The organism is Variovorax sp. 05T418 (genome assembly GCF_056396385.1).
Genome location: NZ_JBFTLJ010000009.1, coordinates 1 through 26434 on the forward strand (window position 1 = coordinate 1; position 26434 = coordinate 26434).

A 26434-nucleotide genomic window follows, 5' to 3' on the forward strand; every position below is an offset into this window, starting at 1 on the left:
CTGCCGGGCATCGGCCCGGTCGCGACCATCGCGATGCTGCTGCCCGCCACCTACGCGCTGCCGCCCGTGTCGGCGCTGATCATGCTGGCCGGCATCTACTACGGCGCGCAGTACGGCGGCTCGACCACCGCCATCCTGGTGAACCTGCCCGGGGAGTCGTCCTCGGTGGTCACCTGCATCGACGGCTACCAGATGGCAAGGCAGGGCCGCGCAGGCCCCGCGCTGGCCGCGGCGGGCCTGGGCTCGTTCTTCGCGGGCTGCGTCGGCACGCTGATCCTCGCGGCCTTCGCGCCGCCGCTGACCGAGCTGGCCTTCAAGTTCGGCCCGGCCGAGTACTTCTCGCTGATGACGCTGGGCTTGATCGGCGCGGTGGTTCTGGCCTCGGGCTCGCTGCTCAAGGCGGTGGCGATGATCGTGCTGGGCCTCTTGCTCGGCATCGTGGGCACCGACGTGAATTCGGGCGTGGCGCGCTTCAGCTTCGACATTCCTGAGCTCACCGACGGCATCGGCTTCGTGGTGATTGCCATGGGCGTGTTCGGTTACGGCGAAATCATCGGCAACCTCTCGCAGCCCGACGACGAGCGCGAGGTGTTCACGCACAAGGTCAAGGGCCTGTGGCCCACCAAGGAAGACTTCAAGCGCATGACGCCCGCGGTGCTGCGCGGCACGGCACTGGGTTCGGCGCTCGGCATCCTGCCGGGCGGCGGCGCGCTGCTGGCGGCCTTTGCGGCCTATGCGCTCGAGAAGAAGATCAAGATGCGACCCGGCGAGATCGCCTTCGGCAAGGGCAACATCCGCGGCGTGGCCTCGCCCGAGTCGGCCAACAACGCCGGCGCGCAGACCTCCTTCATTCCGCTGCTCACGCTGGGCATTCCGCCCAACGCGGTGATGGCGCTGATGGTGGGCGCGATGACCATCCACAACATCCAGCCCGGCCCGCAGGTGATGACCAGCAACCCCGAGCTGTTCTGGGGCCTGATCGCCTCGATGTGGATCGGCAACGCGATGCTGATCGTGCTGAACCTGCCGCTGATCGGCATGTGGATCAAGCTGCTGACGGTGCCCTACAAGTTCCTGTTCCCGGCGATCGTGCTGTTCTGCGCGATTGGCGTGTACTCGACCAACAACAACACCTTCGACGTGTGGATGGTCGCGATCTTCGGCTTCATCGGCTACCTGTTCCTGAAGCTGCGCACCGAGCCGGCCCCGCTGTTGCTGGGCTTCATCCTCGGGCCGATGATGGAAGAGAACCTGCGGCGCGCGCTGCTGCTGTCGCGCGGTGCCTGGAGCGTGTTCGTCACGCGGCCGCTGTCGGCCGGCCTGCTGGTGGCCGCGGCGCTGCTGCTGGGCATCGTGCTGCTGCCGTCGATCAAGGCCAAGCGCGAAGAAGCCTTCGTCGAGGAATGACCCCGGGGCGAGCCTAGTGCAGTAGTTGCCAGGCCATCCCGGTCAGTGCGGAAGCAAGCACCACCGGGATCACACCGGCCTTGAAGCGGAAGAGCGCGAGGGCCGCGAGGACGCCGATCACGGCGGAAGCGATCTCGAAGGGTCCGGACAGGCCTGCGGGCCAGAGCACGTGGTAGGCGAAGAAGACCGCCAGGTTGACGATCACGCCGACCACGGCCGCGGTGATGGCGGTCAGCGGCGCGGTGAACTTCAGGTTGCCGTGGGTCGATTCGATGAACGGGCCGCCCAGCAGGATGAACAGGAACGACGGCAGGAAGGTGAAGAAGGTCACCACCGCCGCCGCCGCAGCGCCCGCCGCGAACGGCGCCTCTGGACCGAACAGGGCCTGCCCCCAGCCGCCCACGAAGCCCACGAACGACACCACCATGATCAGCGGACCCGGCGTGGTTTCGCCGAGCGCCAGTCCGTCGATCATCTGCGTGGCGCTGAGCCATTGGTAATGGTCGACCGCGCCCTGGAACACATAGGGCAGCACCGCGTAGGCGCCGCCGAAGGTCAGAAGCGCCGCCTTGGTGAAGAACCAGGCCATCTGCGTGAGCGCGCCGTGCCAGCCGTACAGCGCCGTGAGTGCACCAAGGGCGCCGAGCCACAGCAGGAAGAACACCGCCAGCACGCGCGCGAAACGGCCCCAGCCGAAAAGCGCGTGCTGCGGCGTCGGCGTGTGGTCGTCGATCAGCGCCGGCCCGGCCGATGACGCGGCGCTGCCGTGGCCGCCGCCCGCCGCAAAGTACGCCGGCGCAAACCGGCTGCCGAAGTAGCCGATGGCCCCGGCGGCCAGCACGATCAGCGGGAACGGCAGGCGCAGCGCGAAAATCGCCACGAAGGCCGCCACGGCAATCGCCCAGAGCCATGCGTTCTTGAGCACCCGCGAGCCGATGCGCCAGGCGGCGAACAGCACGATCGCCGTCACCGCGGGCTTCACGCCGTAGAGCAGGCCCGCCACGGCCGGCACCTGGCCGTAGGCCATGTAGGCCCACGACAGGCCAACCAGGATGAAGAGCGAGGGCAGCACGAAGAGCACGCCCGCCGCAATGCCGCCCCAGGTGCGGTGCATGAGCCAGCCGATGTAGGTGGCCAGCTGCTGGGCCTCGGGGCCGGGCAGCAGCATGCAGTAGTTCAGCGCATGCAGGAAGCGCTTCTCCGAGATCCAGCGCCGGCGCTCGACCAGTTCCTGGTGCATCAGCGCGATCTGCCCGGCCGGCCCGCCGAAGCTGATGAAGCCGAGCTTGAGCCAGTAGGCGAAGGCCTGCCAGAAGCCGATGGGTGCGGGAGGTTCGACAGGCTCTGGCGGCGGCATGCAGGAGGACTTTCGGGTTGGGCTATTTCAGGAATGCGTCATAGGCGGTCTTCAGGATCAGCGCGCTCACCACGACGATGAACACCCCCCGCACGAAACCGGCCCCGTGCTTCAGCGCAACACGCGTGCCCAGCAGGCTGCCGGCCACGTTGGCCACCGCCATCACCAGCCCATAGTGCCACCAGACATGCCCCTTGAGCGCGAGCAGCAGCAGGGCCGCGGCATTGGTGAGCGTGTTGATGATCTTGGCCGAGGCCGAGGCGTTCAGGAAGTCGTAGCCCATCCAGCGCACGAACAAAAAGACCAGGAAGCTGCCCGCGCCGGGGCCGAAGAAGCCGTCGTAGAACCCGATCGACAGCCCGATGGCGCAGGCCGCCAGCGTTTCGGCCCGGCCGCTGAAGCGCGGCACATGGTTGCGGCCCAGGTCCTTGCGCGCGAGCGTGTAGAGCAGCACGCCCAGCAGCACGACGGGCAGCGCGCGGCGCAGGAAGTCACCCGGGAACACCGTGACGCCCCAGGCGCCCAGCATCGAACCCATGAAACCGAGCAGCGCGGCCGGCCACAGGGCGCCCCAGCGCATCTGCACGCGCTGGCTGAACTGGGCGGCCGCGGCCGCCGTGCCCCAAATGGACGCGCTCTTGTTGGTGCCCAGCAAGGTGGCCGGCGGCGCGCCCGGAAAGACGGCAAAGAGCGCCGGCACGAGGATCAGTCCCCCGCCGCCCACGATCGAATCGACAAAACCCGCGAGCAGCGAGGCGCCCGTGACCACCAGCATTTCCATGGCGGCGATTGTCGCACCCGGATCGCTATCAAAAAGGGAGCTTCAACCAGAAGCAGGACGGGCGCAAGAGCGCTCTTCGGCCGGCAGAAAATGCCCCGGCGGGAGGGCTGCGGCAGGCAAAAAAAAGACGCCGACCAGCGGCGCCTTTTGAAGTTCAGCACGGCTTCTCGATCGGAAGCCTTGAAGAATTTTTGTTGTAGACCGAATTTGTCTCCTCGGACCCTCGGCAGTACGAGCTGGGCCCGTTCGCGAGTGGGCAGACTTTAGGCGGTGCACCGCCCCAGTGCATTGGGAATTACCCGCTTTGCCTTACCTCCGGGGGCCGGTTCGCAAACCAAAGTGTTTCGGACCGTTAACGGCATGGCATGACTTGTGCACGCAAGCGCTTGATCCATTCATGGAGGCCGTCATGTCCATGTCCGAAAGCGAACGCATTGCGCTGGCCGCGCGCCTGCACGTGGCGCTCAGGCGAAAGCACGGGCGCGTGACCGACACCGAATGGATGGCCACCAATGCCGAGTACGCCACGGAGATCGTGCGCATGACGCGCGCGCATGCGGTCGAGACCAAGGACGAAGACCTGTACCTGCTCGCCACCCGGCTGGAGCAGGCGATGGAGCCGCTGGCGCGCGCCGCGCGGCTGGCGGCGCGTGCGCCCGACGGCCATCTGCCCAACCCGCTGCCGCGCTATGCGGACGGGCTGGGCTGAGATCCTTCAGCCCGCCGCGAGCGCGGCCTTGCGGATCGACTGCAGCGTGCTGGCCGGCGTGATGGCTTCGGGATCGAGCAGGCAATGCAGGATCGCGGGCTTGCCGCTGGCCCGCGCCCGCGCCAGCGCGGGGCCGAACTCCCCAGTGCTGGCCACGCGCTCGCCGTGGCCGCCGAACACCTCGGCATAGCCGCGGAAGTCGGGGTTCTTCAGCTGCGTGGCGCTCACGCGGCCCGGGTAGTGCTTTTCCTGGTGCATGCGGATGGTGCCGTACATGGCGTTGTCGAGCAGCACCACGATGATCGGCAGCCCGTACTGCACCGCGGTGGCGAACTCCTGTCCGTGCATCATGAAATCGCCGTCGCCCGCGAACACCACCACCTCGCGCTGCGGCCAGAGGCGCTTGGCACCCACGCCGGCCGGCAGGCCGTAGCCCATCGATCCGCTGGTGGGTGCCAGCTGGCTCGCGAATGCGCGGAACGGCCAGAAGCGGTGCACCCAGGTCGCGAAATTGCCCGCGCCATTGCAGAAGATGGTGTCGGCAGGCAGCACCTCGCGCAGGTGCTGCATGACCTCGCCCATCTGCAGCGGGCCCGGAATGCGGATGGGCGCCGGATCGCTCCAGCGCAGGAAGTCCTCGCGCGCGGCCTTCGTCCCGGCCTGCCAGGCGGGCGGCGCGGCCGGGCGCAGCGCGGACACCGCCTCGGCAAAAGCCTGCGGCGTGGCGTGGATACCTTGCGCGGGACGATAGAGCTTGCCGAGCTCGTCGGCATCGGCATGCACGTGCACCAGCGCCTGCTTCGGCTGCGGAATGGCGAGCAGCTCGTAGCCCTGCGATGGCACTTCCGACAAACGCCCGCCCACCAGCAGCACGAGATCGGCGTTGCGGATGCGCTCGAGCATGCGCGGATTCGCGCCCAGGCCCAGGTCGCCCGCGTAGCAGGGGTGCTCGGCCGACAGCAGCATCTGGCGGCGGAATGAGCAGTACACCGGCAGCGAGAACGCCTCGGCAAAAGCCGCGAACTGCTGCGTGGCGGCCTCGGACCAGCGGCTGCCGCCCAGGATGACGACCGGCCGCTCGGCCTGCGACAGGCGCTGCTGCAGCTCGGCGATCTGCGCCGCGCCCGGATGCGTTTCGACCACCGCATAGGGCTGCGCATCGGCCATGGTGGCGGCTTCGGTCAGCATGTCCTCGGGCAGCGCGATCACCACCGGACCGGGCCGGCCCGAGGTGGCGACGTGGAAGGCGCGCGAGACCAGCTCGGGCACGCGGGCGGGGTCGTCGATCTGCACCACCCACTTGGCCATGGTGCCGAACACCGCGCCGTAGTCCAGCTCCTGGAAGGCTTCGCGGCCCAGCGCCTCGCGCGCGACCTGGCCGACGAACAGCAGGAGCGGCGTCGAATCCTGGTGCGCGATGTGCACGCCGGCCGCCGCGTTGGTGGCGCCCGGACCGCGCGTGACAAAGCAGACGCCGGGCCGGCCCGTGAGCTTGCCCTGCGCCTCGGCCATCATCGTGGCGCCGCCTTCCTGGCGGCACACGGTCACGTCGATGGCGGCATCGTGCAGCGCATCGAGCACCGCCAGAAAGCTTTCGCCGGGCACGCAGAAGAGCTGTTTGACGCCGTGGGTGATGAGCTGGTCGACCAGGATCTGGCCGCCGGTGCGGGGAGAAGTCATGCTGTTTCCAATGCAATGAAGGTCTTGGTATCTACTCCTTCCCCTCCCGGGGGAAGGTTGGGATGGGGGCAAGCGGCGCTGGCCGGGCCGCCGCGATCGATACGCCGCCTGCCCCCACCCCTGCCCTCCCCCGGAAGGGGAGGGAGAAACGCGAGGTCATTCGAGAGCCTCGCATGCCGCGGCAATGCGTGCACACGCCTCCTCGAGCTGCGCCATCGACGTGGCGTACGAAATGCGGAAGTACGGCGCGAGCCCGAACACGCTGCCCGGCACCACCGCCACTTCGAAATCCTGCAGCAGGTAGTTGCAGAAGTCGCTGTCGGTCTGCAGCAGCGCGCCGCTGCGGGTGCGCCGGCCGAGCAGGCCCGCGCAGCTGGCAAAGGTATAGAAGGCGCCTTCGGGCACGCGGCAATGCAGGCCCGGCGCACGGTTCAAGGCGGCCACGACGAAGTCGCGCCGCGCCTGGAAGTCGTTGCGCCGCTCGGCCACCACCTGCTGCGGCCCCGTGAGCGCCTCGATCGCGGCGGCCTGGCTCACCGACGACGGACACGAGGTCGACTGGCTCTGCACCACCGCCATGGCCGCGATCAGCGCGCGCGGCCCGGCGCCGTAGCCCACGCGCCAGCCGGTCATTGCATAGGCCTTGGACACGCCGTTCACGGTGAGCGTGCGGTCGCGCAGCCGCGGCTCCACGGCCGTGGGCGTGGCGAACGCGTGGCCGTCGTAGAGGATGTGCTCGTAGATGTCGTCGGCCAGCACCCACACCTTGGGATGCCGCAGCAGCACCTCGCACAGCGGCGCGAGCTGCGCCGCGCTGTAAGCCGCGCCACAGGGGTTGGACGGCGAGTTCAGGAAGAGCCAGCGCGTGCGCGGCGTGATGGCCGCCTCGAGCTGCGCGGCATCCAGCCTGAAGCCATTGGCCTCGCCGCAGGGCACGCTCACCGGCACGCCGCCGCAGATCTGCACGATGTCGGCGTAGGAGGTCCAGTACGGCGCGGGCAGGATCACCTCGTCGCCCGGGTTCAGGCTCGCCATCAGCGCATTGAAGATCACCTGCTTGGCGCCCGCGCCGACGCTGATTTCATCGAGCGCGAAGTCCAGCGCGTTGTCGCGCCTGAACTTGAGCTGCACCGCGGCCTTCATGGCCGGGCTGCCGTCGAGCACGGTGTAGCGCGTGTCGCCGCGCTCCATCGCGCGGGCCGCGGCGGCGCGGATCGGCTCGGGCGTGTCGAAGTCCGGCTCGCCCGCGCCCAGCACGATCACCGGCCGGCCGGCACGCTTGAGCGCATTGGCATGGTCGGTGATGCGCAGGATCTCCGACACGCCGATGGCCCGCACGCGCTGCGCGGGCTCGAATGCGCAAGGCGCCGAATCGGTGGATGTCACTTCGCGTAGGCCTCCAGCGGCTTGTCGTTGGGCTCGGCAATGAGCTGTTTCAGCGCCGCGCTCATCGGCAGGTTCAGGCTGGTGTTCTTCGGCGGAATCGGCGCGACGAACCACTTGGTGTAGATCTTCTCGAGCTCGCCGCTCTTCATGAGGCGGCGCAGCGCGTCGTCCACCGCGGCCTTGAAGGTGGCATCGTCCTTGCGGAACAGCAGCGCGATGGGCTCGGAGCCCAGCGCATCGCCGACGATGCGGTAGGCCGACGGATTCTTCGCGTTCGCGATGATGCCGGCGAGCAGGTTGTCGTCGAGCACGAAGGCATCGGCGCGGCCCGACTCCATCAGCAAAAAGCTTTCGAGGTGGTCCTTGCCGAGCATGGTGGTGATGGTGGTGTTCTGCGCGCGCTCGCGCTTGCGCAGCAGCTGCACGGCGGTGGTGCCGGTGGAGGCCGACACGGTGCGGCCGGCCAACTGGTCGAGCGAGCTGATGCCCGAATCGACGCGCGTGGCCATGCGCACCTCGCTCACGTAGGTGGTGAGCGCGAACGCCACCTGCTGCTGGCGCGCGGTGTTGTTGGTGGTCGGGCCGCAGCCGATGTCGAGCGTGCCGTTCTGCACCAGCGGGATGGTGTTCTGCGCGGTGACGGCCATGTATTCGAGCTTGGCCTGCGGCGCGATGTCCTTCAGCACGCGCTCGCACAGCTCGACGTGGTAGCCCACGTATTTCTCGTTCGCGCCCAGCATGTAGGCCATGGGCGGCGAGGCTTCGCGCACGCCGAGCACCGCCTTTCCGCTGCTCCTGATCTTGTCGAGCGTGCCGCCGGCCGGGGCCTGCTGCGCGGCGGCGCCGAAGGCGAGCGCGAGCAGCGCGGCAGCGGTGGCGAGGGTCTTCAATTGCATCTTCATGGTCTCTGTCTCCTGGTTGTTTTTCTTGGGCACGGCCTCCGTCCGGCCGCTGCAGCGGAACGCCGCGCGGCAAGGACAGGAAGGCCGGGGTCGGTCAGTCGTTGATCTCGAAGGTCACGCCTTGGGCAAGCGGCAGTGCGGTCGAGTAGTTGATGGTATTGGTGGCGCGGCGCATGTACGCCTTCCAGCTGTCGGAGCCGGCTTCGCGGCCGCCGCCGGTTTCCTTCTCGCCGCCGAAGGCGCCGCCGATCTCGGCGCCGCTCGGGCCGATGTTGACGTTGGCAATGCCGCAGTCCGAGCCCGCGCTCGAGAGGAAGCGCTCGGCCTCGCGCACGTTGAGCGTGAAGATCGAGGACGACAGGCCCGCGCCCACCGCGTTGTGCCATTCGATGGCGTCGTCCAGCGCGCTGTAGCGCACCACGTAGAGAATGGGCGCGAAGGTTTCGCGCAGCACCGGGCCGTCGTGCGACTTGAGCTCGACCAGCGCCGGGCGCACGTAGAAGGCGTCTATCGTGCCAATGCCCTCCACGCGCTGGCCGCCATGCACCGTGGCGCCGATCTCGCGACTTTCGCCCAGCGCCTTCTGCATGCCGTCGAAGGCCGCGCGGTCGATCAGCGGGCCGACCAGCGTGCCGGCCTCGCGCGGATCGCCCACCTGCACGTTGCCGTACACCTTGGCGAGCTTGGGCACCAGTGCGTCGTACACGCTGTCGTGCACGAACAGGCGGCGCAGCGTGGTGCAACGCTGGCCGGCCGTGCCCATGGCCGAGAACGCGATGGCGCGCAGCGTGAGGTCGAGGTCGGCCGAGGGCGTGACGATGGCCGCGTTGTTGCCGCCGAGTTCAAGGATGGCGCGCGCGAAGCGTGCGGCCAGCTTCGGCCCCACCTGCCGGCCCATCGCGGTGGAGCCCGTGGCCGAGAGGATCGGCACGCGGTGGTCGTCGACCAGCACTTCGCCGATGTCGCGCTGGCCCAGCAGCAGGCCGAGCAGGCCTTCGGGCGCATCGCCGAAGCGTGCAAGGGCGCGCTGCGCGATGGCATGCACGGCCAGCGCCGTGAGCGGTGTTTTTTCGGACGGCTTCCACACCACCGAATCGCCGCACACCAGCGCCAGTGCCGCATTCCACGACCACACGGCCACCGGAAAGTTGAAGGCCGAGATCACGCCGCACACGCCCAGCGGATGCCAGGTTTCCATCATGCGGTGCTCGGCGCGCTCGGTGGCGAGCGTGAGGCCGTAGAGCTGGCGCGAGAGGCCGACCGCGAAGTCGCAGATGTCGATCATTTCCTGCACCTCGCCCGCGCCTTCGGACGGGATCTTGCCGGCCTCGAGCGTGACGAGGCGGCCGAGGTCGGCCTTGGCGGCGCGCAGCTCCTCGCCCAGCAGGCGCACCAGTTCGCCGCGGCGCGGCGCCGGCACGCTGCGCCAGGCTTTGAAGGCCTCGTGCGCCTGGCCGATGGCCGCGGCCGCTTCGGCGGCGGTGGTCTGCCGCACCTGCGCGACCACCTCGCCGGTGACCGGCGAGCGCACCGTGAGTTCGCCGCCGGTATGGGCGGCACCCGGAACGCCGAGGCGCTGCAGCAGCTGCGCGATCTCGGTGGCGACGGAAAGAGGGGCTTGGGCTTCTGGCATGGAGGCTCCGGCGTGGAGAAGAGAGGACAAGACGAAGGGAAGGCGACGCGGCAACAGCTCAATATCTGCGAACAGGGCTTGCTTGCATAGCGAAAAAACGGAAGGACTTGGTGCGTTTCAGGAATGAACTTCCGAAGCGTTCGTGCATTCGGCGCACAAGCAACGCCTTCAAGCCGCAGGCCCCGGCGGCTCGGGCAGGCTGATGCGCTGCCCGGCCGGCGAGCCCGCGAGGCTCTGCGCTGGCCGCCGCAAGGTGGCGTCGAAAGGATTGATCTTCGGCCCGATGGCCGCCGCCTCGCGCTTGAGCAGCTCGACCACCGTGGGCATGCGGTCGGCATTGAGGCGGTCGGCGATGGTGCCCACACTGAGCGCGGCCACCGCGCGGCCCTCGCGGTCGAGGATGGGCACGGCCACGCCGGCCATGCCTTCGAGCAGGCCGGTGTTGCGCCCCGCATAGCCGGCCTGGCGCACGCGCTCGATCTCGGTGCGCAGGTAGACCTCGTCGTACACGCCGTACTCGCGCACACGCGAGAGATTGAAGCGGATCACCTCTTCGCGCTCCGCCTCGGGCAGAAAGGCGAGGATCGCGAGCGCGCCCTGCCCCACGCCCAGCGCAATGCGCCCGCCGATGTCGCCCGTGAACGAGCGGATGGGAAACGGCCCTTCGCTGCGGTCGAGGCAGATCGCGTCGAAGCCGCTGCGCGCCAGCAAAAAGATGCTGTCGCCCAGGCTCGCGCACAGGCGCAGCAGCACCGGGCGGCAGATCGAGCGCAGGTCGCCGGGATTGCCGGCGCTGGCCGCGAGCGCGAAGAAGTCGATGCTCAGCCGGTAGAGCTTGCTGCGCTCGTCCTGCTCGACCATGCCTTCGGCCATGAGCGACTGCAAAAGGCGGTGCGTGGTGGCCTGCGTGAGGCCCACGGACCGTGCAATCTGGGTCACGCGCCCGCCCTCGGCCTGCACCGCGCCGAGTGCGCGGATCACCGAAAAGACGCGCGGCACGCCGCCGCTGGCGGCCGAGGGGGTTTCCATACCTTGCTCCTGTGGAATTCCTGGGATCGATTCACCACATGATATTCCATTGAATGGAATAAATTTAATAAAGATTCTGATTAATGGAATACCCGAGGCATTCTGGCGCGATCGTTGCAATAGAGTGAATTGAAAGTTCTCTCCTTGCCATGGCATGCACCAAGCTGCTGCACGCCATTTCTCGATTCCGCAGAAAGGCCCTTCATGTCGTTCCTACGGCTCACCGACCTGACCAAGTTCTACGGCGCCACGCGCGCCGTGTCGGCCATGAACCTCACGGTGGAGAAGGGCGAGTTCGTCTCGCTGCTCGGCCCCTCGGGCTGCGGCAAGACCACGACGCTGCAGATGATTGCGGGCTTCGAGGCGGTGTCGAGCGGGCGCATCGAGCTCGCGGGCAAGGACATCACGCATGCCAAGGCCAACACGCGCGGCCTGGGCATCGTGTTCCAGACCTACGCGCTGTTCCCGCACATGACGGTGGCCGACAACGTGAGCTTCGGCCTGGAGATGCGCAAGATGCCCAAGGCCGAGCGCGCGGAGCGGGTGAAGCAGGCGCTGGCGCTGGTGCACCTGGAAGCACACGCCGCGCGCTACCCGCGCGAGCTCTCGGGCGGCCAGCGCCAGCGGGTGGCACTGGCCCGCGCGCTCGTGATCGAGCCGCCGGTGCTGCTGCTGGACGAGCCGCTTTCCAACCTCGACGCCAAGCTGCGCGAGGAAATGCAGTTCGAGCTGCGCCAGATCCAGCGCAAGGTCGGCACCACCACGGTGATGGTCACGCACGACCAGAGCGAAGCCATGTCGATCAGCGACCGCGTGGTGGTGATGGAAGGCGGCTGCGCCACGCAGATCGACCATCCGCACCGCGTCTACGAGCATCCGAGCACGCGCTTCATCTCCACCTTCGTTGGCAAGGCCAACCTGCTGGACGGGCGCGTCACGGCCAGCGGCGCGCGCAGCTGCCAAGTGGCGGTGGGCGCGCTCGCGGTCGAGGTCGACGACAGCGGCTACAAGCCGGGCGATGCGGTGCTGATGAGCGTGCGCCCCGAAAAGCTGCAGCTGGTGGAGGCCGGCCGCGGCCGCCTCGACGGCCAGGTGTTGGAGCGCTTCTTCCTTGGCAGCCAGTGGCTCTACCGCCTGGGCACGCCCGCCGGCGACCTGATGGTGCTGAGCCCCAACGACGGCCGCGACGCGCTCGACGAAGGCCATGCCGCCGGCATCGATTGGCCCGCGCATTGCACGCGCCTGCTGCCGGCCGGCGAGGCGGTGGCCGCATGAAGGGCAAGGCCACGCCCTGGTGGCTGTCGGGGCCCGCGCTGCTGCTGTTCGCGGCCCTGCTGGTGGTGCCGCTCGCGCTCACCGCGGTGCTGTCGTTCAACGTCTACGACCCGGCCACGGGCCCGAAGGCCGGCGAGTTCACGCTCGCGCACTACGCGCAGGTGTTCACCGACTCGTACTACCACGGCATCTTCTGGCGCACCTTCTGGATCTCGGGCCTCGTCACCTTGATCTGCGTGCTGGTCGGCGCGCCCGAGGCCTACGTGCTGAGCCGCATGCGCAACCCGTGGCGCTCGGTGCTGCTGCTGGTGGTGCTGGCGCCGCTTTTGGTGTCGGTGGTGGTGCGCGCCTTCGGCTGGAGCATGCTGCTCGGGCCCGAAGGCGCGGTGAACGGGCTGCTGCGGCTGGTGGGCATCGGGCCGGTGAAGATGCTCTACACCGAGACCGCGGTGATCGTCGCGCTGGTCCACGTGATGCTGCCCTTCATGGTGATTCCGGTCTGGACCTCGCTGCAGAAGCTCGACGCGGGCGTGGAGAACGCGGCGCTCTCGCTCAGGGCCTCGCCCTTCACCACGCTGCGCCGCATCGTGCTGCCGCAGGTGATGCCGGGCATTCTCTCGGGCAGCCTGATCGTGTTCGGCCTGGCCGCGAGTTCGTTCGCGATTCCGGGGCTCCTGGGCGGGCGCCGATTGAAGATGGTGGCGACGGTGGTCTACGACGAGTACCTGAGCGAACTCAACTGGCCGCTCGGTGCGGCGGTGGCGCTCACCTTGCTGGTGGCCAACCTCATCGTGATGCTGAGCTACAACCGCCTCGTCGAAGGCCGCTACAAAAAGGCATTGGGGTGATCGGATGAGCAAGAACGGCCCCCTCGCCCTCGCGTTCAACGCGCTCGTCATCACCTTCATGCTGGCGCCGCTCGTGGTGGTGTGCATCGTCGCGTTCACGCCCGAGAACACGCTGACGATTCCGACCACGCACTTCTCGCTGCGCTGGTTCGAGGCGGTGTTCGCGCATCCCGACTTCATGCAGTCGTTCTGGAACAGCCTGTGGCTCGCGCTGGCCTCGGCCACCATCGCCACGCTGCTCGCGGTGCCGGCCGGCATGGCGATCACGCGCTACGCCTTTCCGGGGCGCGACTTCCTCAACGGCCTGTTCCTCTCGCCGCTGATCATTCCGCACCTGGTGCTGGGCGTGGCCCTGCTGCGCCTCTTTGCGCTGGTGGGCGGCACGGGCAGCTTCGGCTGGCTGGTGATGGCGCATGCGCTGATCGTCACGCCCTACACGCTGCGGCTCGTGGTGGCCGCGCTGGTGGGCTTCGACCGCAGCGCCGAGCAGGCCGCGCTCTCGCTGGGCGCGAGCCAGGCCACGGTGTTCCGGCGCATCACGCTGCCGATGATCCTGCCGGGCGTGACGGGCGGCTGGCTGCTGTCCTTCATCAACAGCTTCGACGAAGTGACGATGTCGATCTTCGTCACCTCGCCCAGCACGGTGACGCTGCCGGTGCGCATGTACATGTATGCCACAGAGTCGATCGATCCGCTGATGGCGGCCGTGTCGGCGCTGATGGTGGCGGTGACGGCCATCGCGATGGTGGTGCTCGACCGCGTCTATGGACTGGACCGCGTGCTGGTGGGGCGCCGATAGATGAGCCTGCCAAAGCTTCAACCGCTGCTGCATCGCCTGGCCGAGACCGGCCGCGCCGCGGTGCCCTTCACGCTCGACGGCCAGCCCGCCTCCGCCCTGGTGGGCGACACGGTGCTGACGGCCGTGCTCACGCAGGCCGCCCAGCTGCGGCGCAACGAATTCAGCGGCGCCCCGCGCGCGGGCTTCTGCATGATGGGCGCCTGCCAGGACTGCTGGATCGCCACCGAGCAGGGCGAGCGCCTGCGCGCCTGCTCCACCTTCATTGCGCCGGGCATGGCGCTGGTCACGGGAAGGAGCGGCGCATGACGGCTTCTTCTTCTGCCGCATTGCAGCCGGTGATCGTCGGCGCGGGGCCGGCCGGCGTGCGCGCCGCACAGGCGCTGGTGGCGCATGGCCTGCGGCCCGTGGTGATCGACGAGGCTTCGCGCGCCGGCGGCCAGATCTACCGGCGGCCGCCCGCGAGCCTGGCCCAGCGCAGCGCGCAGGCGCTCTATGGCTTCGAGGCCGGCCGCGCCGATGCGCTGCATGCCGCCTTCGATTCATTGCGCGAGCGCATCGACTACCGCCCCGACAGCCTGGTGTGGAATGCGCAAGGCGGCCGGCTCGACGTGCTGCACGGCCCGACGCGCAGCACGTCGAGCCTTTCGTACGGCCAGCTGATCGTTGCCACCGGCGCCACCGACCGCGTGCTGCCCGTGCCCGGCTGGACGCTGCCCGGCGTCTACACGCTGGGCGGCGCGCAGGTGGCGCTCAAGTTCCAGGGCTGCGCCATCGGCGAGCGCGTGGTGTTCATGGGCACCGGGCCGCTGCTCTACCTGGTCGCGTATCAATACGCGAAGGCCGGCGCAAAGGTGGCGGCGGTGCTCGACACGGCGCGGCTCGCCGACCAGCTGGCCGCCACGCCCGCGATGCTGCGGCAGCCCGCCGTGTTCGCCAAGGGCGTGTACTACGTGGCCTGGCTGCGCGCGCACGGCGTGGCGCTGCACAGCGGCGTGTGGCCTTTGCGCGTGCTCGGCGATGCACAGGAGAGCCGGGTGGCCGGCGTCGCGTGGCACGACGGCCGCGAAGAACGCACGCTGGCCTGCGATGCCGTCGGCTTCGGCTATGCGCTGCGCTCCGAAACGCAGCTGGCCGACTTGCTCGGCTGCCGCTTCGACTACGCGCCGCTGCACCGCGCCCATCTGCCGGTGCGCGATGCGGCCGGCCGCTCCAGCGTGCGCGGCGTGTACCTTGCGGGCGACGGCGCCGGCATCATGGGTGCCGATGCGGCCGAATGGACCGGCGAACGCGCGGCGCTCGCGCTGCTGGCCGACAACGGCGTGGCAGTCGATGCGGCGCGCGCCGCCGAGCTCGAACGCAAGCTCGGCAAGCTCGCCGGATTCCGCGAGGGGCTCGAACGTGCCTTCCCCGTGCCGCGGGACTGGGCCGCGCATGCGCCCGACGAGCTCGTGGTCTGCCGCTGCGAGAACATCACGGCCGGCACCTTGCGCCAGACCGTCGCTGCCGCCGGCGCCGACGAGATGAATCGCCTGAAGGCACTGTCGCGCGTCGGCATGGGCCGCTGCCAGGGCCGCATGTGCGGCGCGGCCGCGGCGGAGATCCTCGCGCAGGCCACGGGGCTGCCGCTGCAGCAGGTGGGCCGGCTGCGCGGGCAGGCGCCGATCAAGCCGATTCCGATCCACCTGGCCGCCGCGCCATCCACCGTAGGAGCCGGCGAATGAGCGGCCGCAGGACATTGCGCACCGACGTCGCGATCGTCGGCGGCGGCATCGTCGGCGCGTCGGCCGCGCTGGCCTTGCGGCAGATGGGCATCGACGTGGTGCTGCTGGAGCGCGACCTGTGCGGCTCGCGTTCGAGCGGCGTGAACTACGGCGGCGTGCGCCGCCAGGGCCGTCCGATCGACCAGCTGCCGCTCGCGCAGCGCGCGCACCGCATCTGGGGCCGCCTGCGCGAAACCATCGGCACCGACGGCGAGTACCTGCGCTCGGGCCACTTCAAGATCGCGCGCAGCGAGGCCGACATGGCATCGCTGGAACGCTACCGTGCGCAAAGCAGCGACTTCGACCTGGGGCTCGAGCTGATCTCCGATGCCCGCCTGCGCGAGCGCTGCCCCTGGCTCGGCACGCGCGCCGTCGGCGGCTCGCTGTGCGCGGAAGACGGGCAGGCCAATCCGCGGCTGGTGTCGCCGGCCTTCGCGCTCGCGGCGCAGCGTGCGGGCGCGAAGGTCTTCGAGCGCCACAAGGTCGACGAGGTGGCGCACGACGGCCAGGCCTTCATGCTGCGCTCGGGCAATGCGCTCGAAGTGCATGCGCCGGCGCTGCTCAACTGCGCGGGCGCCTGGGCCGGATCGATCGCCACCGAGTTCGGCGAAGAGGTGCCGCTGCAATCGGGCCATCCCGCCATGGCGGTGACGGAGCCGCTGCCCTTCTTCATGGACTGGAGCCTTGGCGTGGAGGGCGGCGGCATCTACTGCCGCCAGGTGGCGCGCGGCAACCTCGTGCTGGGCGGCGGCGGCAAGGGCGTGGCGCTCGATGCCGACCGCGCGCGCTCCGACCGCGACGCCATCGCCTCGCTCTCCGCACAGGCCGTCGAGCTGCTGCCCGCGCTGCGCCATGCGCATTTCATCCGCACCTGGAGCGGCACCGAAGGCTACCTGCCCGACCGCCAGCCGGTGCTCGGCCCGAGCCGCACCACGCCCGGCCTGTTCCATGGCTTCGGCTTTTCGGGCGCGGGCTTCCAGATCGGCCCCGCTGCCGGCGAAGTGCTGGCCGAACTCGTGCGCGACGGCCGCAGCAGCACGCCCCTCGAGAGCTTCTCGATCGAACGCTTCACCCCCACCCCACCCTGAAAGGAAAACACCATGTCCCGTTTCCAGAAGATTTTTTCTATCTTCTCTCTTCGCCGGACCATGCTCGGTGCGGCGGCGGTGGCCGCGCTCGCGGCCGGCGGCGCGGCCGGCGCGCAGACCAAGACGCTCTACATCGGCATGAACGGCGGCACCATGGAGAAGGCGTACACGCAGTACGTGTTCCCGGCCTTCGAGAAGCTCTAAGGCGCCAAGGTGGTGGTGGTGCCGGGCACCTCGTCCGACATCCTCGCGAAGGCGCAGGCCAACAAGGACCGCCCGCAGATGCACGTGATGTTCCTGGACGACGGCATCATGGTGCGCGCCATCGGCATGGGCCTGTGCCAGAAGCAGCGGCCCAATCCGTCGCTGGCCGAGATCTACCCGGCCGCGCGCTTCAAGGACGACATGGCCAGCGGCGTGAGCCTGGGCATGACGGGCCTGGCCTACAACGCGAAGATGTTCAAGGAAAAGGGCTGGGCGCCGCCCACCTCGTGGATGGACCTGGCCGATCCCAAGTACAAGGGCAAGGTGGTGTTCCAGTCGATGTCGTCATCGTCCTTCGGGCTGCACGGCTTTTTGATGTTCAACCGCATCCAGGGCGGCAACGACAAGAACGTGGAGCCCGGCTTCAAGGCCTGGCCCACCACCATCGGACCGAACGTGCTGGAGTACATCCCGAGTTCGGCCAAGCTGTCGGAGATGGTGCAGACCGGCGAGGCCGCGATCTTCCCGCTCACGCCCACGGCGGTGGCCGCGCTCAAGACCAAGGGCATTCCGGTGGAGTACGCGCCGCCGAAGGAAGGCGCGGTGGTGCTGATGGTGGGCCAGTGCGTGATCGCGAACAACAGCGAACCCGAACTGTCGCAGAAGCTCGCCGAGTTCCTGCTGAGCCCGCTGGCCCAGGCCAACGTGCTTCAGTACGGCGCGCAGATCCCCACCAACCCCAAGGCCCCGGCCGTGGGCGACGGGGTGGCGCAGGTGGCCGACATCAACAAGTGGATGAAGACGGCGGTCACCATCGACTGGGACAGCATCAATGCGAACCGTCCTGCTTGGAATGCTCGTTGGAACAAGACGATCGAAAAGTGATTTGACTGGGGGCTGTTCGGGGTGCGCTCCCGCCGACGGGGTACCTTGCTCCGCGAATGTCCCCCGCGCTTCGCGCTCCTCCTTTATTTCGCTGCGCAAGGCACCCCATCAGCGGGAGCGTGATCAGAGCACTGGTTGATCAGCTGTGCACCCAAAGCGTGTCCATGTGCACAGAGCATCGGGTGCTCCCCGCAGCGAAATAAAGGAGGAGGCCGAAGGCCGGGGGACATTCGCGGAGGGGAGTACCCGGTGATCTGTGCACACGCCCCGAACAAGAACAACAGCGCCAAGAACAAGAGAACGCCTCAGCCGTTCGCTTCCAGAATCCACCCCGCGGCCTTCTCGGCCATCATCAAGGTCGGACTGTTTGTATTGCCGCTCGTGATGGTCGGCATCGCGCCCGCATCGACCACGCGCAGCCCCTGCACGCCGCGCACGCGCAGCTTCGAGTCGAGCACCGCCATCGGGTCGCCATCGGCCCCCATCTTGGTGGTGCCGACCGGATGGAAGATGGTGGTCGCGATGTCGCCGGCCAGGCGCGCGAGGTCTTCGTCGCTCTGGTATTGAACGCCGGGCTTCCATTCCTCCGGCTTGTACTTGGCAAGCGCCGGCTGCGAGGCGATGCGGCGCGTCACGCGCAGCGAATCGGCCGCCACCTTGCGGTCCTCGTCGGTGCTCAGGTAGTTGGGCGCGATCGCGGGCGCATCCTGGAAGCGCGGGCTCTTGATGCGCACGCTGCCGCGGCTCGTGGGGTTGAGATTGCACACGCTCGCGGTAAAGGCCGGAAAGCTGTGCAGCGGATCGCCGAAGGCATCGAGCGACAGCGGCTGCACGTGGTATTCAAGGTTCGGCCACTCATGCTCGGGCGAACTGCGCGTGAATGCGCCCAGCTGCGACGGCGCCATGCTCATCGGCCCGCTGCGCTTCATCAGGTATTCGAGGCCGATCTTCGCCTTGCCGACCATCGACGAGGCCAGCACGTTCAGCGTGGGCGCGCCGTTGATCTTGTAGACCGCGCGGATCTGCAGGTGGTCCTGCAGGTTGGCCCCGACGCCGGGCGCGTCGACCGCCACCTCGATGCCGTGCTGGCGCAGCAGCTCGGCCGGGCCGATGCCCGAGAGCTGCAGGATCTGCGGCGAGCCGATGCTGCCCGCGCACAGCACCACCTCGCGCGTGGCATGGGCGATGACCATCTCGCGGCCGTCCCACACCTGCACGCCGGTGCAGCGCCGGCTGCCGTCGGGCTGGGTCTCGACGATCAGCTTGGTCACATGCGCGTTGACCCACATCTCGAAGTTGGGCCGGCCATAGCAGACCGGCCGCAGGAACGCCTTGGCGGTGTTCCAGCGCCAGCCGTTCTTCTGGTTGACCTGGAAGTAGCCGACCCCTTCGTTGCTGCCGCGGTTGAAGTCGGTGCTGTGCGGCACGCCGGCCTGCACCGCGGCCTCGGCAAAGGCGTCGAGGATGTCCCAGCGCAGGCGCTGCTTCTCCACCCGCCATTCGCCGCCGGCGCCGTGCAGCTCGTCGGCGCCGAGGTAGTAGTCCTCGTGCTTCCTGAAATCGGGCAGCACGTTCTGCCAGCGCCAGGCGTCGTCGCCCGTGAGCTGCGCCCACTGGTCGTAGTCGCGCGACTGGCCGCGCATGTAGATCATGCCGTTGATGCTGGAGCAGCCGCCCAGCGTCTTGCCGCGCGGATAACGCAGCACGCGGCCGTTGAGCCCCGCGTCGGGCTCGGTGCTGTAGAGCCAGTCGGTGCGCGGGTTGCCGATGCAGTAGAGGTAGCCCACCGGAATGTGGATCCAGTGGTAGTCGTCCTTGCGGCCGGCCTCGATCAGCAGCGTGCGCTGCTGCGATTTGCGGGTGAGGCGGTTGCACATCAATGCGCCGGCCGTGCCGCCGCCGATGACGATGTAGTCGAATGTGTTGTCGCTCATGGCGCTGGCTTGTCTCCGGGGGTCGACGGTATTTCTTTTGCTCATGGGCCCGGTGAGGGGCTTCGGCCGCAGTTTCTCCCAAGCCATGCGCAAAAAGCCAATGATTTCGGCGCGGTTGGCATATAAATCGTTCTTATATGACTGCCGCCGCCTTGGACCTCCAGATTCTGCGTGCCTTCGTGCTGGCGGCGCGCGAGGGCAATGTGTCGCGCGCGGCCGAGCGGCTGCACCTGACGCAGCCGGCGGTGAGCCTGCAGCTCAAGCGCCTGGCGGAGGAAACCGGGCTGCAGCTCTTCACGCGCACGCCGCACGGGCTGGCGCTCACGGCCGACGGCGCCGCGCTGCTGCCGCAGGCCGAGCGCGTGCTCGCGGCCGTGGGCGACCTGCAGCAGGCCGCGCGCAACCTGCAGGGCACGGTGCGCGGGGCGCTGCGCATCGGCACCATCCTCGACCCGGAGTTCACCCGGCTCGGCGTGTTCCTGCGCGAGCTGGTGGAATCGGCCCCGCAGATCGAGACCGAGCTGCGCCACGGCATGAGCGGCACGGTGCTGGCCCAGGTGCTGCGCGGCGAGCTCGACGTGGGCTTCCACCTCGATGCGGACGGGGGCGATGCCGCCACGCCGGCGCCGCTCGCGGCGCGCACGCTCACGCGCTTCACCTACCGCGTGGTCGCGCCCGCGGGCTGGGGCCCGCAGGTGCTGGGCCGCGACTGGAAGGCGCTGGCCGCGCTGCCCTGGCTGGCCACGCCGCCCGAGTCGGCGCACCACCGGCTGCTGGAAAAAGTGTTCGGCCCGCTCGGGCTGTCGCCGCGCCGCGTGGCGCTGGTGGACCAGGAGGCCTCGATGCTCGACCTGCTGAAATCGGGCGTGGGCCTGAGCCTGCTGCGCGACTCGATCGCTATCCGAGAAAGCCAGTCGCACGGCCTCGTGATGGCCGACCGCGTGCAGCTGGACTGCGCGCTGCGCTTCGTCTCGCTGGCGGCGCGGCGCAACGAGCCGGTGATCGCGAGCGCATGGAACGCGCTCGCGCGGGCCTGGAACTGAGCGGAAAAGGGTTACGAATGACCGGCGAAACGGCGTTCCGCCCTACGCGAAGCGGCGCCGCGGCGCACCGGGAATGTCGACTCATCCGGTTACGATGCGCCCTTCCGCACCGCCTCTTTCTTCTTACTTCGCCCCCTACCGCCGCATCATGTCCCTAGCAACCCCGCCTGCCGACGCACCCGCCGCCGACAGCGTGTTGCCCCGCATCGACGAGCGCGAGCAGGACGGCCGCAGCTGGACCGTCGCCAGCGGCCGGTGGACCACGCTGGCCATGTCGTCGCGCAGCGCATGGCAGGCGCTGGCCAAGGACCTGGCCGGCGCGCCCCCCGCCGACGGCCGCGCCTGGGACCTGCGCCCGATCGAGCAGCTCGACCACATCGGCGCGCAGCTGCTGTGGGACCACTGGCGCCACCGCTGGCCGGCCACGCTGGAGCTGTCGCCGCAGCACAAGGCGGTGCTCGACCAGGTGGCGCAGTTCACCGTGGGCACGCCCGAGGAGCCGCCGCCCACGCTGGCCGAGCGGCTGCGGCATTTCTCGCACACCGGCGCGCGCGGGCTGGAGGTCGTGCGCGACTTCGTGGGGCTGATCGGCCAGCTCGCGCTCGACGCCTGCACGCTGCTGCGGGCGCCGCACCGCGGGCCGTGGCGCGATTTCTCGGGGCATCTTTACCAGTTCGGCGCCACCGCGCTGCACATCACGGCGCTGGTGGGCCTGTTGATCGGCGTGGTGCTGGCCTACCTGATCTCGCAGCAGCTGCGCCAGTACGGCGCCGAGGCCTTCGTGGTCAACATCCTCGGGCTGTCGCTGATCCGCGAGCTCGGGCCGGTGCTGGCGGCGGTGCTGATCGCGGGCCGCTCGGGCTCGGCCATCACGGCGCAGATCGGCGTGATGCGCGTGACCGAGGAACTCGACGCCATGCGCGTGATGGGCATTCCGCACGGCTTCCGGCTGGTGATGCCGCGCGTGATGGCGCTGGCCATCGCGATGCCGCTGATCAGCCTCTGGACCTCGATGGCGGCGCTCCTGGGCGGCATGCTCGCAGCCGACGCCGCGCTCGATATTTCGCCGGCCTACTTTCTCTCGGCACTGCCGCGCGCGGTGCCGATCTCGAACCTCTGGCTCGCGCTCGCGAAGTCGGCGGTGTTCGGCATCTTGATTGCGCTGATCGGCTGCTACTTCGGCATGAAGGTCAAGCCCAACACCGAGAGCCTGGGCCGCGGCACCACCTCGTCGGTGGTGACCTCGATCACCGCGGTGATCCTGGTCGACGCGCTGTTCGCGGTGCTGTTCAAGGGCGTGGGGTTCCGGGCATGAACGACTCTTCGGTCGTCGTCGATATCCGCAAGCTCTGGACGGTGTTCAAGAGCGCCGACGGCGAGGTCGTGGTGCACCGCGACCTCGAGCTGCGCATCGAGCGCGGCGAGGTGCTGTCGCTGGTGGGCGGCTCGGGCACCGGCAAGACGGTGCTGCTGCGCCAGATCCTCGGGCTCGAGAAGCCGACCAAGGGCACGGTCGAGGTGCTGGGCCAGGCGCCGGGCGAACTCAGCGCCAAGGGCGCGGCCAACGTGGGCATGCTGTTCCAGCACGGCGCGCTGTTCTCGGCCTTCAGCGTGCTCGAGAACATCGCCTTTCCGCTGCGCGAACTCAAGCTGCTGCCCGACGAGCTGATCCGCAACGCGGCGCTGGTCAAGCTGCAGATGGTGGGCCTGGAGCCGCGGCATGCCAACATGAGCCCGGCCGACCTCTCGGGCGGCATGATCAAGCGCGTGGCGCTGGCGCGCGCGCTCATCATGGACCCGCCGCTGCTGCTCCTGGACGAACCCACCGCGGGCCTGGACCCCGAGGCCTCCGACAGTTTCTGCGACCTGCTGCGCGGCCTGCACCGCGAGCTGGGCCTGACGGTGGTGATGGTCACGCACGACCTGGACACCCTGTTCGACCTGAGCACCCGCATCGCGGTGCTGGCCGACCACAAGGTCATCGTCAGCGGCTCGGCGCGCGAGGTGATCGCCTATCCGCATCCGTTCATCCACGAATATTTCCTGGGCGGGCGCGGCCAGCGCGCGCTGGAGGCCCTGCATGACAAACCCGCCAACGCCGCGCCGGCCCCCGCCGGCGCGGCCCGCTGAAAGGTAGCCACACCATGGAAAACAAAGCCCATGCCATCGCCGCCGGCGCCTTCGTGCTCGGCCTCATCGCCGTGCTCGTGGGGCTGGTGGTCTGGTTCACGCGCGACAGCACCGTGCGCAACACCTATGAACTCTCCACGCGCGACCCGGTCAGCGGGCTGCAGCCGCAGGCCATGGTGCGCTACCGCGGCATCGCGGTCGGCAAGGTGACCTCGATCGACTTCGACCCCAAGACCAAGGGCAACGTGCGCGTGCGCATCACGGTCGACCAGCGCGTGCCGCTCACCACCTCGAGCTTTGCCACGCTGAGCTACCAGGGCGTGACCGGCCTGGCCTTCATCGCGCTGGACGACAAGGGCGAATCGAACGTGGCGCTCGCGCCCAACAACGAGGATCCGCCGCGCATTCCGCTCAAGCCCTCGATGCTGGCGCAGCTGCAGGACCGCGGCGAAGCCATCGTCAACCAGGTCGACGAGGCGACCAAGCGCGCCAACCAGCTGCTGAGCGACGACAACCAGAAGCGCGCGGCCGATGCGCTGGAGAACATCGCGGCGGCCTCGGCCAGCGCCAACACGCTGCTCAAGCAGCTCGACAACACGGTGAAGACCGGGCTGAACCCGGCGCTCGCGGCGCTGCCGAACACGCTCTCGTCGGTGAAGACCGCGGCCGGCGACGTCTCGCGCGTGGCCAACAACTTCAACACCACCGTGGGCCGGCTCAACGCGCCCGATGGCCCGATCGAGCGGCTGAGCGAAGGCACCAAGGCGCTGGCGCAGTCGGTCGATTCGTTCAACGCCGCCACGCTGCCGCGCGTGAACCGCGTGGCCGACGACACATCGCGCGCGGTGCGCCGGCTCGGCCGCGCGGCCGACAGCATCAACGACAACCCGCAGTCGCTGCTGTTCGGCAACGGCGGCACCGCTGCCGGGCCCGGCGAGCCCGGTTTTTCGGCGCCGCCCTCCACCCATTCGCTGGCACGTCCCTGAACGTGATGATGACCATGATGAAGAAGAACGCCATCCTTCGCCTCCCTCCGCGCCTGGCCGCCTGCGCCGGCCTCGCGCTGCTGCTGCTCGCGGGCTGCAGCGCCCTGCCCGACAAGCCCGCGCGCGCCGCGCTGTACGACTTCGGACCCGGGCCGGCCGCGTCGGCACCCGCGGCCAACCCGCCCGCGGCCGCGCTGCCCACGCTCGCGCTGGCCGAGATCGAGAGCAACACGCGGCTCGACAGCACGCAGATCCTCTACCGGCTCGGCTACGCCGATGCCAACGAGCTGCGCCCCTACGGCCAGTCGCGCTGGAGCCTGGCGCCGGCGCAGCTGCTGCGCCAGCGGCTGCGCGACGCGCTCGCCGAGCGGCGCACCGTGCTCGGCCCGGAAGAAAGCGCGACCATTGCGCGCGCCGAGGGCAAGGTGCCCGACACGCTGCGCATCTCGCTCGACGAGTTCAGCCACTACTTCGAATCGGCCAGCAGCAGCGCCGGCCTGGTGCGCCTGCGCGCCACGCTGATCCGCGGCACCACCGGCGGCGACCGCGTGCTGGGCCAGCGCAGCTTCACCGTGCGCCGCCCCGCGCCGAGCGCCGATGCACCCGGCGGCGTCAAGGCGCTGGCCGCGGCCACCGATGCGGCGGTGGCCGAGGTCGTGCAGTGGGTGGACCAGCTGCCGCGGCAGTAAGCTCGGCTCGAAGCGCTTTTTTCCACCAACGGAGGAGACCCACCATGAACGCCACACGCATCATCGGCATCCTGCTCATCGTCGCGGGCATCGCGGGCCTCGGGCTCGGCGGCTTCAGCTTCACGAAGGAAACGCACCAGGCCAAGCTGGGGCCGCTGGAGTTCTCGGTGAAGGAAAAGCAGCAGGTCAACTTCCCGGCCTGGGCCAGCGTGGCCGCCATCGTGGTGGGCGGGGCGCTGGTGCTGCTCGGGGGCAAGAAGGGCTGAGCGCGAGCCCTCAGCCGCCGATCCCCGCCAGGAGCCGCGGCAGAAGAACCTCCGCCGCGCCGCGCAGGACCACCGCCGCCGCCGCGTCCAGATGCGGCAGCGGCTCCATGTTGAGCGTGATCAGCCGCGCGCCGCGCGACATCGCCAGCTGCGGCAACTCGGCCGCCGGGTAGACCACCGCCGTGCTGCCGACCACCATGAACACGTCCGATTCCTGCGCCGCCACCTGCGCGTCGTGCAGCACGCCTGGGTTCAGCATCTCGCCGAACATCACGACGTCGGGCCGGGCGCGCGAGGCGCAGCGCATGCAGCGGTGAAAGGGCCAGGGTCCGCGGCGGTTGCCGCAGTGGTCGCAGCGCCAGCGGCGCAGCGAGCCGTGCAGTTCGAGCACGTCCAGCCCGCCCGCCATCGAAAGCAGGCCGTCGACGTTCTGCGTGATGAGCCGCGTGGCGGGGCGCAGCCGCTGCAGCAGTGCGAGCGCCGCATGGCCGGGGTTCGGCTGCGCGGCCTCCACCGTGCCGAGCCGCCGGGCCCAGAAGCGGGTGAAGCCCCTGGGGTCGCGCTGCAGGTCTTCGGCGTGGGAGAACTGCAGCGCGTTCTGGTTCATCCAGAGGCCGTCGGCGTCGCGGTAGGTCGGAATGCCCGAGGCCTTGGACAGCCCCGCGCCCGACAGCACGGCGATGCGCCGGGCGGCGCCCAACAGGGCAATGGCGGATTCGACGGGCGATGTGGAAGAGGAAGCGGTGCCCAGGCTGCTCATGGATCCAGCGGTGCGGAAGCCTTTCTTCCGGCAGACGTTGCGCCCAGCCGCGCGGACACCGTGCCCGCGCAGGCCTTGAGCGCGCGTGCGATTTCGCCGTCCCAGGCGGTGTCGAAGATGGCGGCCGGGCCGATGGCCGTGACCGACAGCACGATGGCGCCCGTGTGGTCGAACACCGGCGCCGCCATGGCGCTCACGCCCTCGATCACCTCGCCTTCGGAGCGGCTGATGCCGTGCGTGCGCACTTCCTGCAGCTGGCGTTCGAATTCGCTCCACGAAGGCAGCGGCGGCTGCGGCGGCATGCCGGCCGCGGGCGGCTCTTCGCCGGCCTTGCGCTGCTTCTGGCGCTGGCGCTCGGCGTCAAGCAGCTGCCGCACCGCATCGGCCTGCAGGTAGGCGGCAAAGACCCGGCCCGAGGCCGTGTTGGTGAGCGAGAACACCGTGCCGTGCCGCATGTTCACGTGCACCGGCGACGGCGATTCGGCCGTGCGCACGATGGTGGCGCCGCGCGCGCCCCAGACCGCGAGCGCCACTGTGTGGCCGATGCGCTGCGCCACCTCGGCGATCAGCGGCGTCGCAATGTGCACCGGGTCGGCCTGCTGCAGGCTGATGAGCCCCAGTTGCAAGGCCAGCGGGCCGAGCAGATAGTGGCCGCTGGCGCGGTCCTGCTCGATCAGGCCGAGCCGCCCGAAGCTCACCATGTAGGGATGGGCCTTGGCGGCCGTCATGTCGGCTTCGCGCGCCAGGTCTTTCAGCGCCATCGGCCGGCCGTGGTGCACCAGCGCGCGCAGCAGCTGGCCACCCACTTCGATGCTCTGGATGCCGCGCTGGGCGGCGCGGTCGTTGTCATTGGCTGCCATGGCCCGCCTTGGCGTCTGGTTGT

The 26434-nt window shown here is 69.3% G+C and carries 24 protein-coding genes and 1 pseudogene; 15 read left to right on the forward strand and 10 right to left on the reverse strand.

What is annotated here, in order from left to right; genetic code table 11:
• The coding region (locus tag AC1DMS_RS18530) for a tripartite tricarboxylate transporter permease (protein WP_478181599.1) at positions 1–1407 on the forward strand (1407 nt) is incomplete at its 5' end.
• 13 nt (positions 1408–1420) lie between these two features.
• On the opposite strand, the gene chrA is transcribed toward AC1DMS_RS18530, so the two are convergent.
• Together chrA and AC1DMS_RS18540 are read right to left on the reverse strand one after the other, a co-directional pair.
• Positions 1421–2764: a chromate efflux transporter gene (chrA, locus tag AC1DMS_RS18535; protein ID WP_012745479.1), complete on the reverse strand. Its 1344-nt coding sequence runs from the start codon at positions 2762–2764 to the stop codon at positions 1421–1423.
• Positions 2765–2786: 22 nt separating this feature from the next.
• Positions 2787–3545: a sulfite exporter TauE/SafE family protein gene (locus tag AC1DMS_RS18540; RefSeq protein WP_478181600.1), complete on the reverse strand. Its 759-nt coding sequence runs from the start codon at positions 3543–3545 to the stop codon at positions 2787–2789.
• 409 nt (positions 3546–3954) lie between these two features.
• Between AC1DMS_RS18540 and AC1DMS_RS18545 the strand changes: the two genes are divergently transcribed.
• Positions 3955–4254, forward strand: a complete 300-nt coding sequence (locus AC1DMS_RS18545) for a hypothetical protein (protein ID WP_012745477.1) — start codon at positions 3955–3957, stop codon at positions 4252–4254.
• 6 nt (positions 4255–4260) lie between these two features.
• Here AC1DMS_RS18545 and AC1DMS_RS18550 read toward each other — a convergent pair whose 3' ends face one another.
• The 5 genes from AC1DMS_RS18550 to AC1DMS_RS18570 form a co-directional block, all read right to left on the reverse strand.
• Positions 4261–5934 carry a thiamine pyrophosphate-binding protein gene (locus AC1DMS_RS18550; RefSeq protein WP_478181601.1) on the reverse strand — a complete coding sequence of 558 codons (1674 nt, stop codon included), beginning with the start codon at positions 5932–5934 and terminating at the stop codon, positions 4261–4263.
• Positions 5935–6090: 156 nt separating this feature from the next.
• Complete coding sequence (locus AC1DMS_RS18555; protein ID WP_478181602.1) at positions 6091–7320, reverse strand: pyridoxal phosphate-dependent aminotransferase; 1230 nt, start codon at positions 7318–7320, stop codon at positions 6091–6093.
• Positions 7317–8222 (reverse strand): amino acid ABC transporter substrate-binding protein, encoded by a 906-nt coding sequence (locus AC1DMS_RS18560; RefSeq protein ID WP_307593022.1) that lies wholly within the window; start codon positions 8220–8222, stop codon positions 7317–7319. The genes AC1DMS_RS18555 and AC1DMS_RS18560 overlap by 4 nt, the downstream gene beginning before the upstream one ends.
• A gap of 94 nt (positions 8223–8316) precedes the next feature.
• Entirely contained in the window at positions 8317–9855 is a 1539-nt protein-coding gene (amaB, locus tag AC1DMS_RS18565) for an L-piperidine-6-carboxylate dehydrogenase (protein ID WP_027729780.1), read from the reverse strand.
• Positions 9856–10023: 168 nt separating this feature from the next.
• Positions 10024–10884, reverse strand: coding sequence for an IclR family transcriptional regulator (locus AC1DMS_RS18570; protein WP_018903905.1), 861 nt, complete (start codon positions 10882–10884; stop codon positions 10024–10026).
• 204 nt (positions 10885–11088) lie between these two features.
• Here AC1DMS_RS18570 and AC1DMS_RS18575 point away from each other — a divergent pair, with 204 nt between their 5' ends.
• The 7 genes and pseudogenes from AC1DMS_RS18575 to AC1DMS_RS18605 all read left to right on the forward strand — a co-directional run bounded on the left by AC1DMS_RS18575 (position 11089) and on the right by AC1DMS_RS18605 (position 17743).
• Positions 11089–12159 carry an ABC transporter ATP-binding protein gene (locus AC1DMS_RS18575; protein WP_027729781.1) on the forward strand — a complete coding sequence of 357 codons (1071 nt, stop codon included), beginning with the start codon at positions 11089–11091 and terminating at the stop codon, positions 12157–12159.
• Complete coding sequence (locus tag AC1DMS_RS18580; RefSeq protein WP_018903904.1) at positions 12156–13007, forward strand: ABC transporter permease; 852 nt, start codon at positions 12156–12158, stop codon at positions 13005–13007. The genes AC1DMS_RS18575 and AC1DMS_RS18580 overlap by 4 nt, the downstream gene beginning before the upstream one ends.
• 4 nt (positions 13008–13011) lie before the next feature.
• On the forward strand, positions 13012–13806 hold the full coding sequence (locus AC1DMS_RS18585) for an ABC transporter permease (RefSeq protein WP_027729783.1): 795 nt from the start codon (positions 13012–13014) through the stop codon (positions 13804–13806).
• Positions 13807–14112 (forward strand): (2Fe-2S)-binding protein, encoded by a 306-nt coding sequence (locus AC1DMS_RS18590; protein ID WP_012745468.1) that lies wholly within the window; start codon positions 13807–13809, stop codon positions 14110–14112.
• Complete coding sequence (locus AC1DMS_RS18595) at positions 14109–15527, forward strand: FAD/NAD(P)-dependent oxidoreductase (protein ID WP_478181603.1); 1419 nt, start codon at positions 14109–14111, stop codon at positions 15525–15527. The genes AC1DMS_RS18590 and AC1DMS_RS18595 overlap by 4 nt, the downstream gene beginning before the upstream one ends.
• Positions 15524–16654 (forward strand): NAD(P)/FAD-dependent oxidoreductase, encoded by a 1131-nt coding sequence (locus tag AC1DMS_RS18600; RefSeq protein ID WP_478181604.1) that lies wholly within the window; start codon positions 15524–15526, stop codon positions 16652–16654. The genes AC1DMS_RS18595 and AC1DMS_RS18600 overlap by 4 nt, the downstream gene beginning before the upstream one ends.
• Before the next feature lie 12 nt (positions 16655–16666).
• Positions 16667–17743 (forward strand): annotated as a pseudogene (locus AC1DMS_RS18605) (ABC transporter substrate-binding protein).
• A 305-nt stretch (positions 17744–18048) separates the two neighbouring features.
• On the opposite strand, the gene AC1DMS_RS18610 reads toward AC1DMS_RS18605, so the two are convergent.
• Positions 18049–19677 (reverse strand): GMC family oxidoreductase, encoded by a 1629-nt coding sequence (locus AC1DMS_RS18610; protein WP_478181605.1) that lies wholly within the window; start codon positions 19675–19677, stop codon positions 18049–18051.
• Positions 19678–19814: 137 nt separating this feature from the next.
• On the opposite strand from AC1DMS_RS18610, the gene AC1DMS_RS18615 reads away from it, so the two are divergent.
• From AC1DMS_RS18615 to AC1DMS_RS18640, 6 genes are all read left to right on the forward strand, one after another.
• Positions 19815–20720, forward strand: a complete 906-nt coding sequence (locus tag AC1DMS_RS18615; RefSeq protein ID WP_018903903.1) for a LysR family transcriptional regulator — start codon at positions 19815–19817, stop codon at positions 20718–20720.
• Positions 20721–20868: 148 nt separating this feature from the next.
• Positions 20869–22035, forward strand: coding sequence for an MlaE family ABC transporter permease (locus AC1DMS_RS18620; RefSeq protein ID WP_478181606.1), 1167 nt, complete (start codon positions 20869–20871; stop codon positions 22033–22035).
• Positions 22032–22850 carry an ABC transporter ATP-binding protein gene (locus AC1DMS_RS18625; RefSeq protein ID WP_012745461.1) on the forward strand — a complete coding sequence of 273 codons (819 nt, stop codon included), beginning with the start codon at positions 22032–22034 and terminating at the stop codon, positions 22848–22850. Before AC1DMS_RS18620 ends, AC1DMS_RS18625 begins: the two co-directional genes overlap by 4 nt.
• A 14-nt stretch (positions 22851–22864) precedes the next feature.
• On the forward strand, positions 22865–23836 hold the full coding sequence (locus tag AC1DMS_RS18630; protein ID WP_012745460.1) for an MlaD family protein: 972 nt from the start codon (positions 22865–22867) through the stop codon (positions 23834–23836).
• Between the two features lie 14 nt (positions 23837–23850).
• Entirely contained in the window at positions 23851–24525 is a 675-nt protein-coding gene (locus AC1DMS_RS18635) for an ABC-type transport auxiliary lipoprotein family protein (protein ID WP_423838431.1), read from the forward strand.
• A gap of 44 nt (positions 24526–24569) precedes the next feature.
• The gene (locus AC1DMS_RS18640) at positions 24570–24791 is read left to right on the forward strand and encodes a hypothetical protein (protein ID WP_012745458.1); all 222 of its coding nucleotides are present in this window, start codon (positions 24570–24572) and stop codon (positions 24789–24791) included.
• 10 nt (positions 24792–24801) lie between these two features.
• Here the strand turns inward: AC1DMS_RS18640 and AC1DMS_RS18645 are convergent, their stop codons facing one another.
• Complete coding sequence (locus AC1DMS_RS18645; RefSeq protein WP_478181607.1) at positions 24802–25551, reverse strand: SIR2 family NAD-dependent protein deacylase; 750 nt, start codon at positions 25549–25551, stop codon at positions 24802–24804.
• Entirely contained in the window at positions 25548–26411 is an 864-nt protein-coding gene (locus AC1DMS_RS18650) for an IclR family transcriptional regulator (RefSeq protein WP_027730063.1), read from the reverse strand. Before AC1DMS_RS18650 ends, AC1DMS_RS18645 begins: the two co-directional genes overlap by 4 nt.
• Positions 26412–26434 lie beyond the last annotated feature (23 nt).

Excerpts from the sequence above, each read along its gene's own strand:
- AC1DMS_RS18545 (WP_012745477.1), top strand. The coding sequence starts at position 3,955 with ATGTCCATGTCCGAAAGCGAACGCATTGCGCTGGCCGCGCGCCTGCAC.
- AC1DMS_RS18645 (WP_478181607.1), bottom strand. The coding sequence starts at position 25,551 with ATGAGCAGCCTGGGCACCGCTTCCTCTTCCACATCGCCCGTCGAATCC.
- AC1DMS_RS18635 (WP_423838431.1), top strand. The coding sequence starts at position 23,851 with ATGATGAAGAAGAACGCCATCCTTCGCCTCCCTCCGCGCCTGGCCGCC.
- AC1DMS_RS18615 (WP_018903903.1), top strand. The coding sequence starts at position 19,815 with ATGACTGCCGCCGCCTTGGACCTCCAGATTCTGCGTGCCTTCGTGCTG.
- AC1DMS_RS18580 (WP_018903904.1), top strand. The coding sequence starts at position 12,156 with ATGAAGGGCAAGGCCACGCCCTGGTGGCTGTCGGGGCCCGCGCTGCTG.
- AC1DMS_RS18560 (WP_307593022.1), bottom strand. The coding sequence starts at position 8,222 with ATGAAGATGCAATTGAAGACCCTCGCCACCGCTGCCGCGCTGCTCGCG.
- amaB (WP_027729780.1), bottom strand. The coding sequence starts at position 9,855 with ATGCCAGAAGCCCAAGCCCCTCTTTCCGTCGCCACCGAGATCGCGCAG.
- AC1DMS_RS18640 (WP_012745458.1), top strand. The coding sequence starts at position 24,570 with ATGAACGCCACACGCATCATCGGCATCCTGCTCATCGTCGCGGGCATC.
- AC1DMS_RS18610 (WP_478181605.1), bottom strand. The coding sequence starts at position 19,677 with ATGAGCGACAACACATTCGACTACATCGTCATCGGCGGCGGCACGGCC.
- AC1DMS_RS18590 (WP_012745468.1), top strand. The coding sequence starts at position 13,807 with ATGAGCCTGCCAAAGCTTCAACCGCTGCTGCATCGCCTGGCCGAGACC.
- chrA (WP_012745479.1), bottom strand. The coding sequence starts at position 2,764 with ATGCCGCCGCCAGAGCCTGTCGAACCTCCCGCACCCATCGGCTTCTGG.
- AC1DMS_RS18570 (WP_018903905.1), bottom strand. The coding sequence starts at position 10,884 with ATGGAAACCCCCTCGGCCGCCAGCGGCGGCGTGCCGCGCGTCTTTTCG.
- AC1DMS_RS18625 (WP_012745461.1), top strand. The coding sequence starts at position 22,032 with ATGAACGACTCTTCGGTCGTCGTCGATATCCGCAAGCTCTGGACGGTG.
- AC1DMS_RS18595 (WP_478181603.1), top strand. The coding sequence starts at position 14,109 with ATGACGGCTTCTTCTTCTGCCGCATTGCAGCCGGTGATCGTCGGCGCG.
- AC1DMS_RS18550 (WP_478181601.1), bottom strand. The coding sequence starts at position 5,934 with ATGACTTCTCCCCGCACCGGCGGCCAGATCCTGGTCGACCAGCTCATC.
- AC1DMS_RS18585 (WP_027729783.1), top strand. The coding sequence starts at position 13,012 with ATGAGCAAGAACGGCCCCCTCGCCCTCGCGTTCAACGCGCTCGTCATC.
- AC1DMS_RS18620 (WP_478181606.1), top strand. The coding sequence starts at position 20,869 with ATGTCCCTAGCAACCCCGCCTGCCGACGCACCCGCCGCCGACAGCGTG.
- AC1DMS_RS18650 (WP_027730063.1), bottom strand. The coding sequence starts at position 26,411 with ATGGCAGCCAATGACAACGACCGCGCCGCCCAGCGCGGCATCCAGAGC.
- AC1DMS_RS18540 (WP_478181600.1), bottom strand. The coding sequence starts at position 3,545 with ATGGAAATGCTGGTGGTCACGGGCGCCTCGCTGCTCGCGGGTTTTGTC.
- AC1DMS_RS18630 (WP_012745460.1), top strand. The coding sequence starts at position 22,865 with ATGGAAAACAAAGCCCATGCCATCGCCGCCGGCGCCTTCGTGCTCGGC.
- AC1DMS_RS18575 (WP_027729781.1), top strand. The coding sequence starts at position 11,089 with ATGTCGTTCCTACGGCTCACCGACCTGACCAAGTTCTACGGCGCCACG.
- AC1DMS_RS18600 (WP_478181604.1), top strand. The coding sequence starts at position 15,524 with ATGAGCGGCCGCAGGACATTGCGCACCGACGTCGCGATCGTCGGCGGC.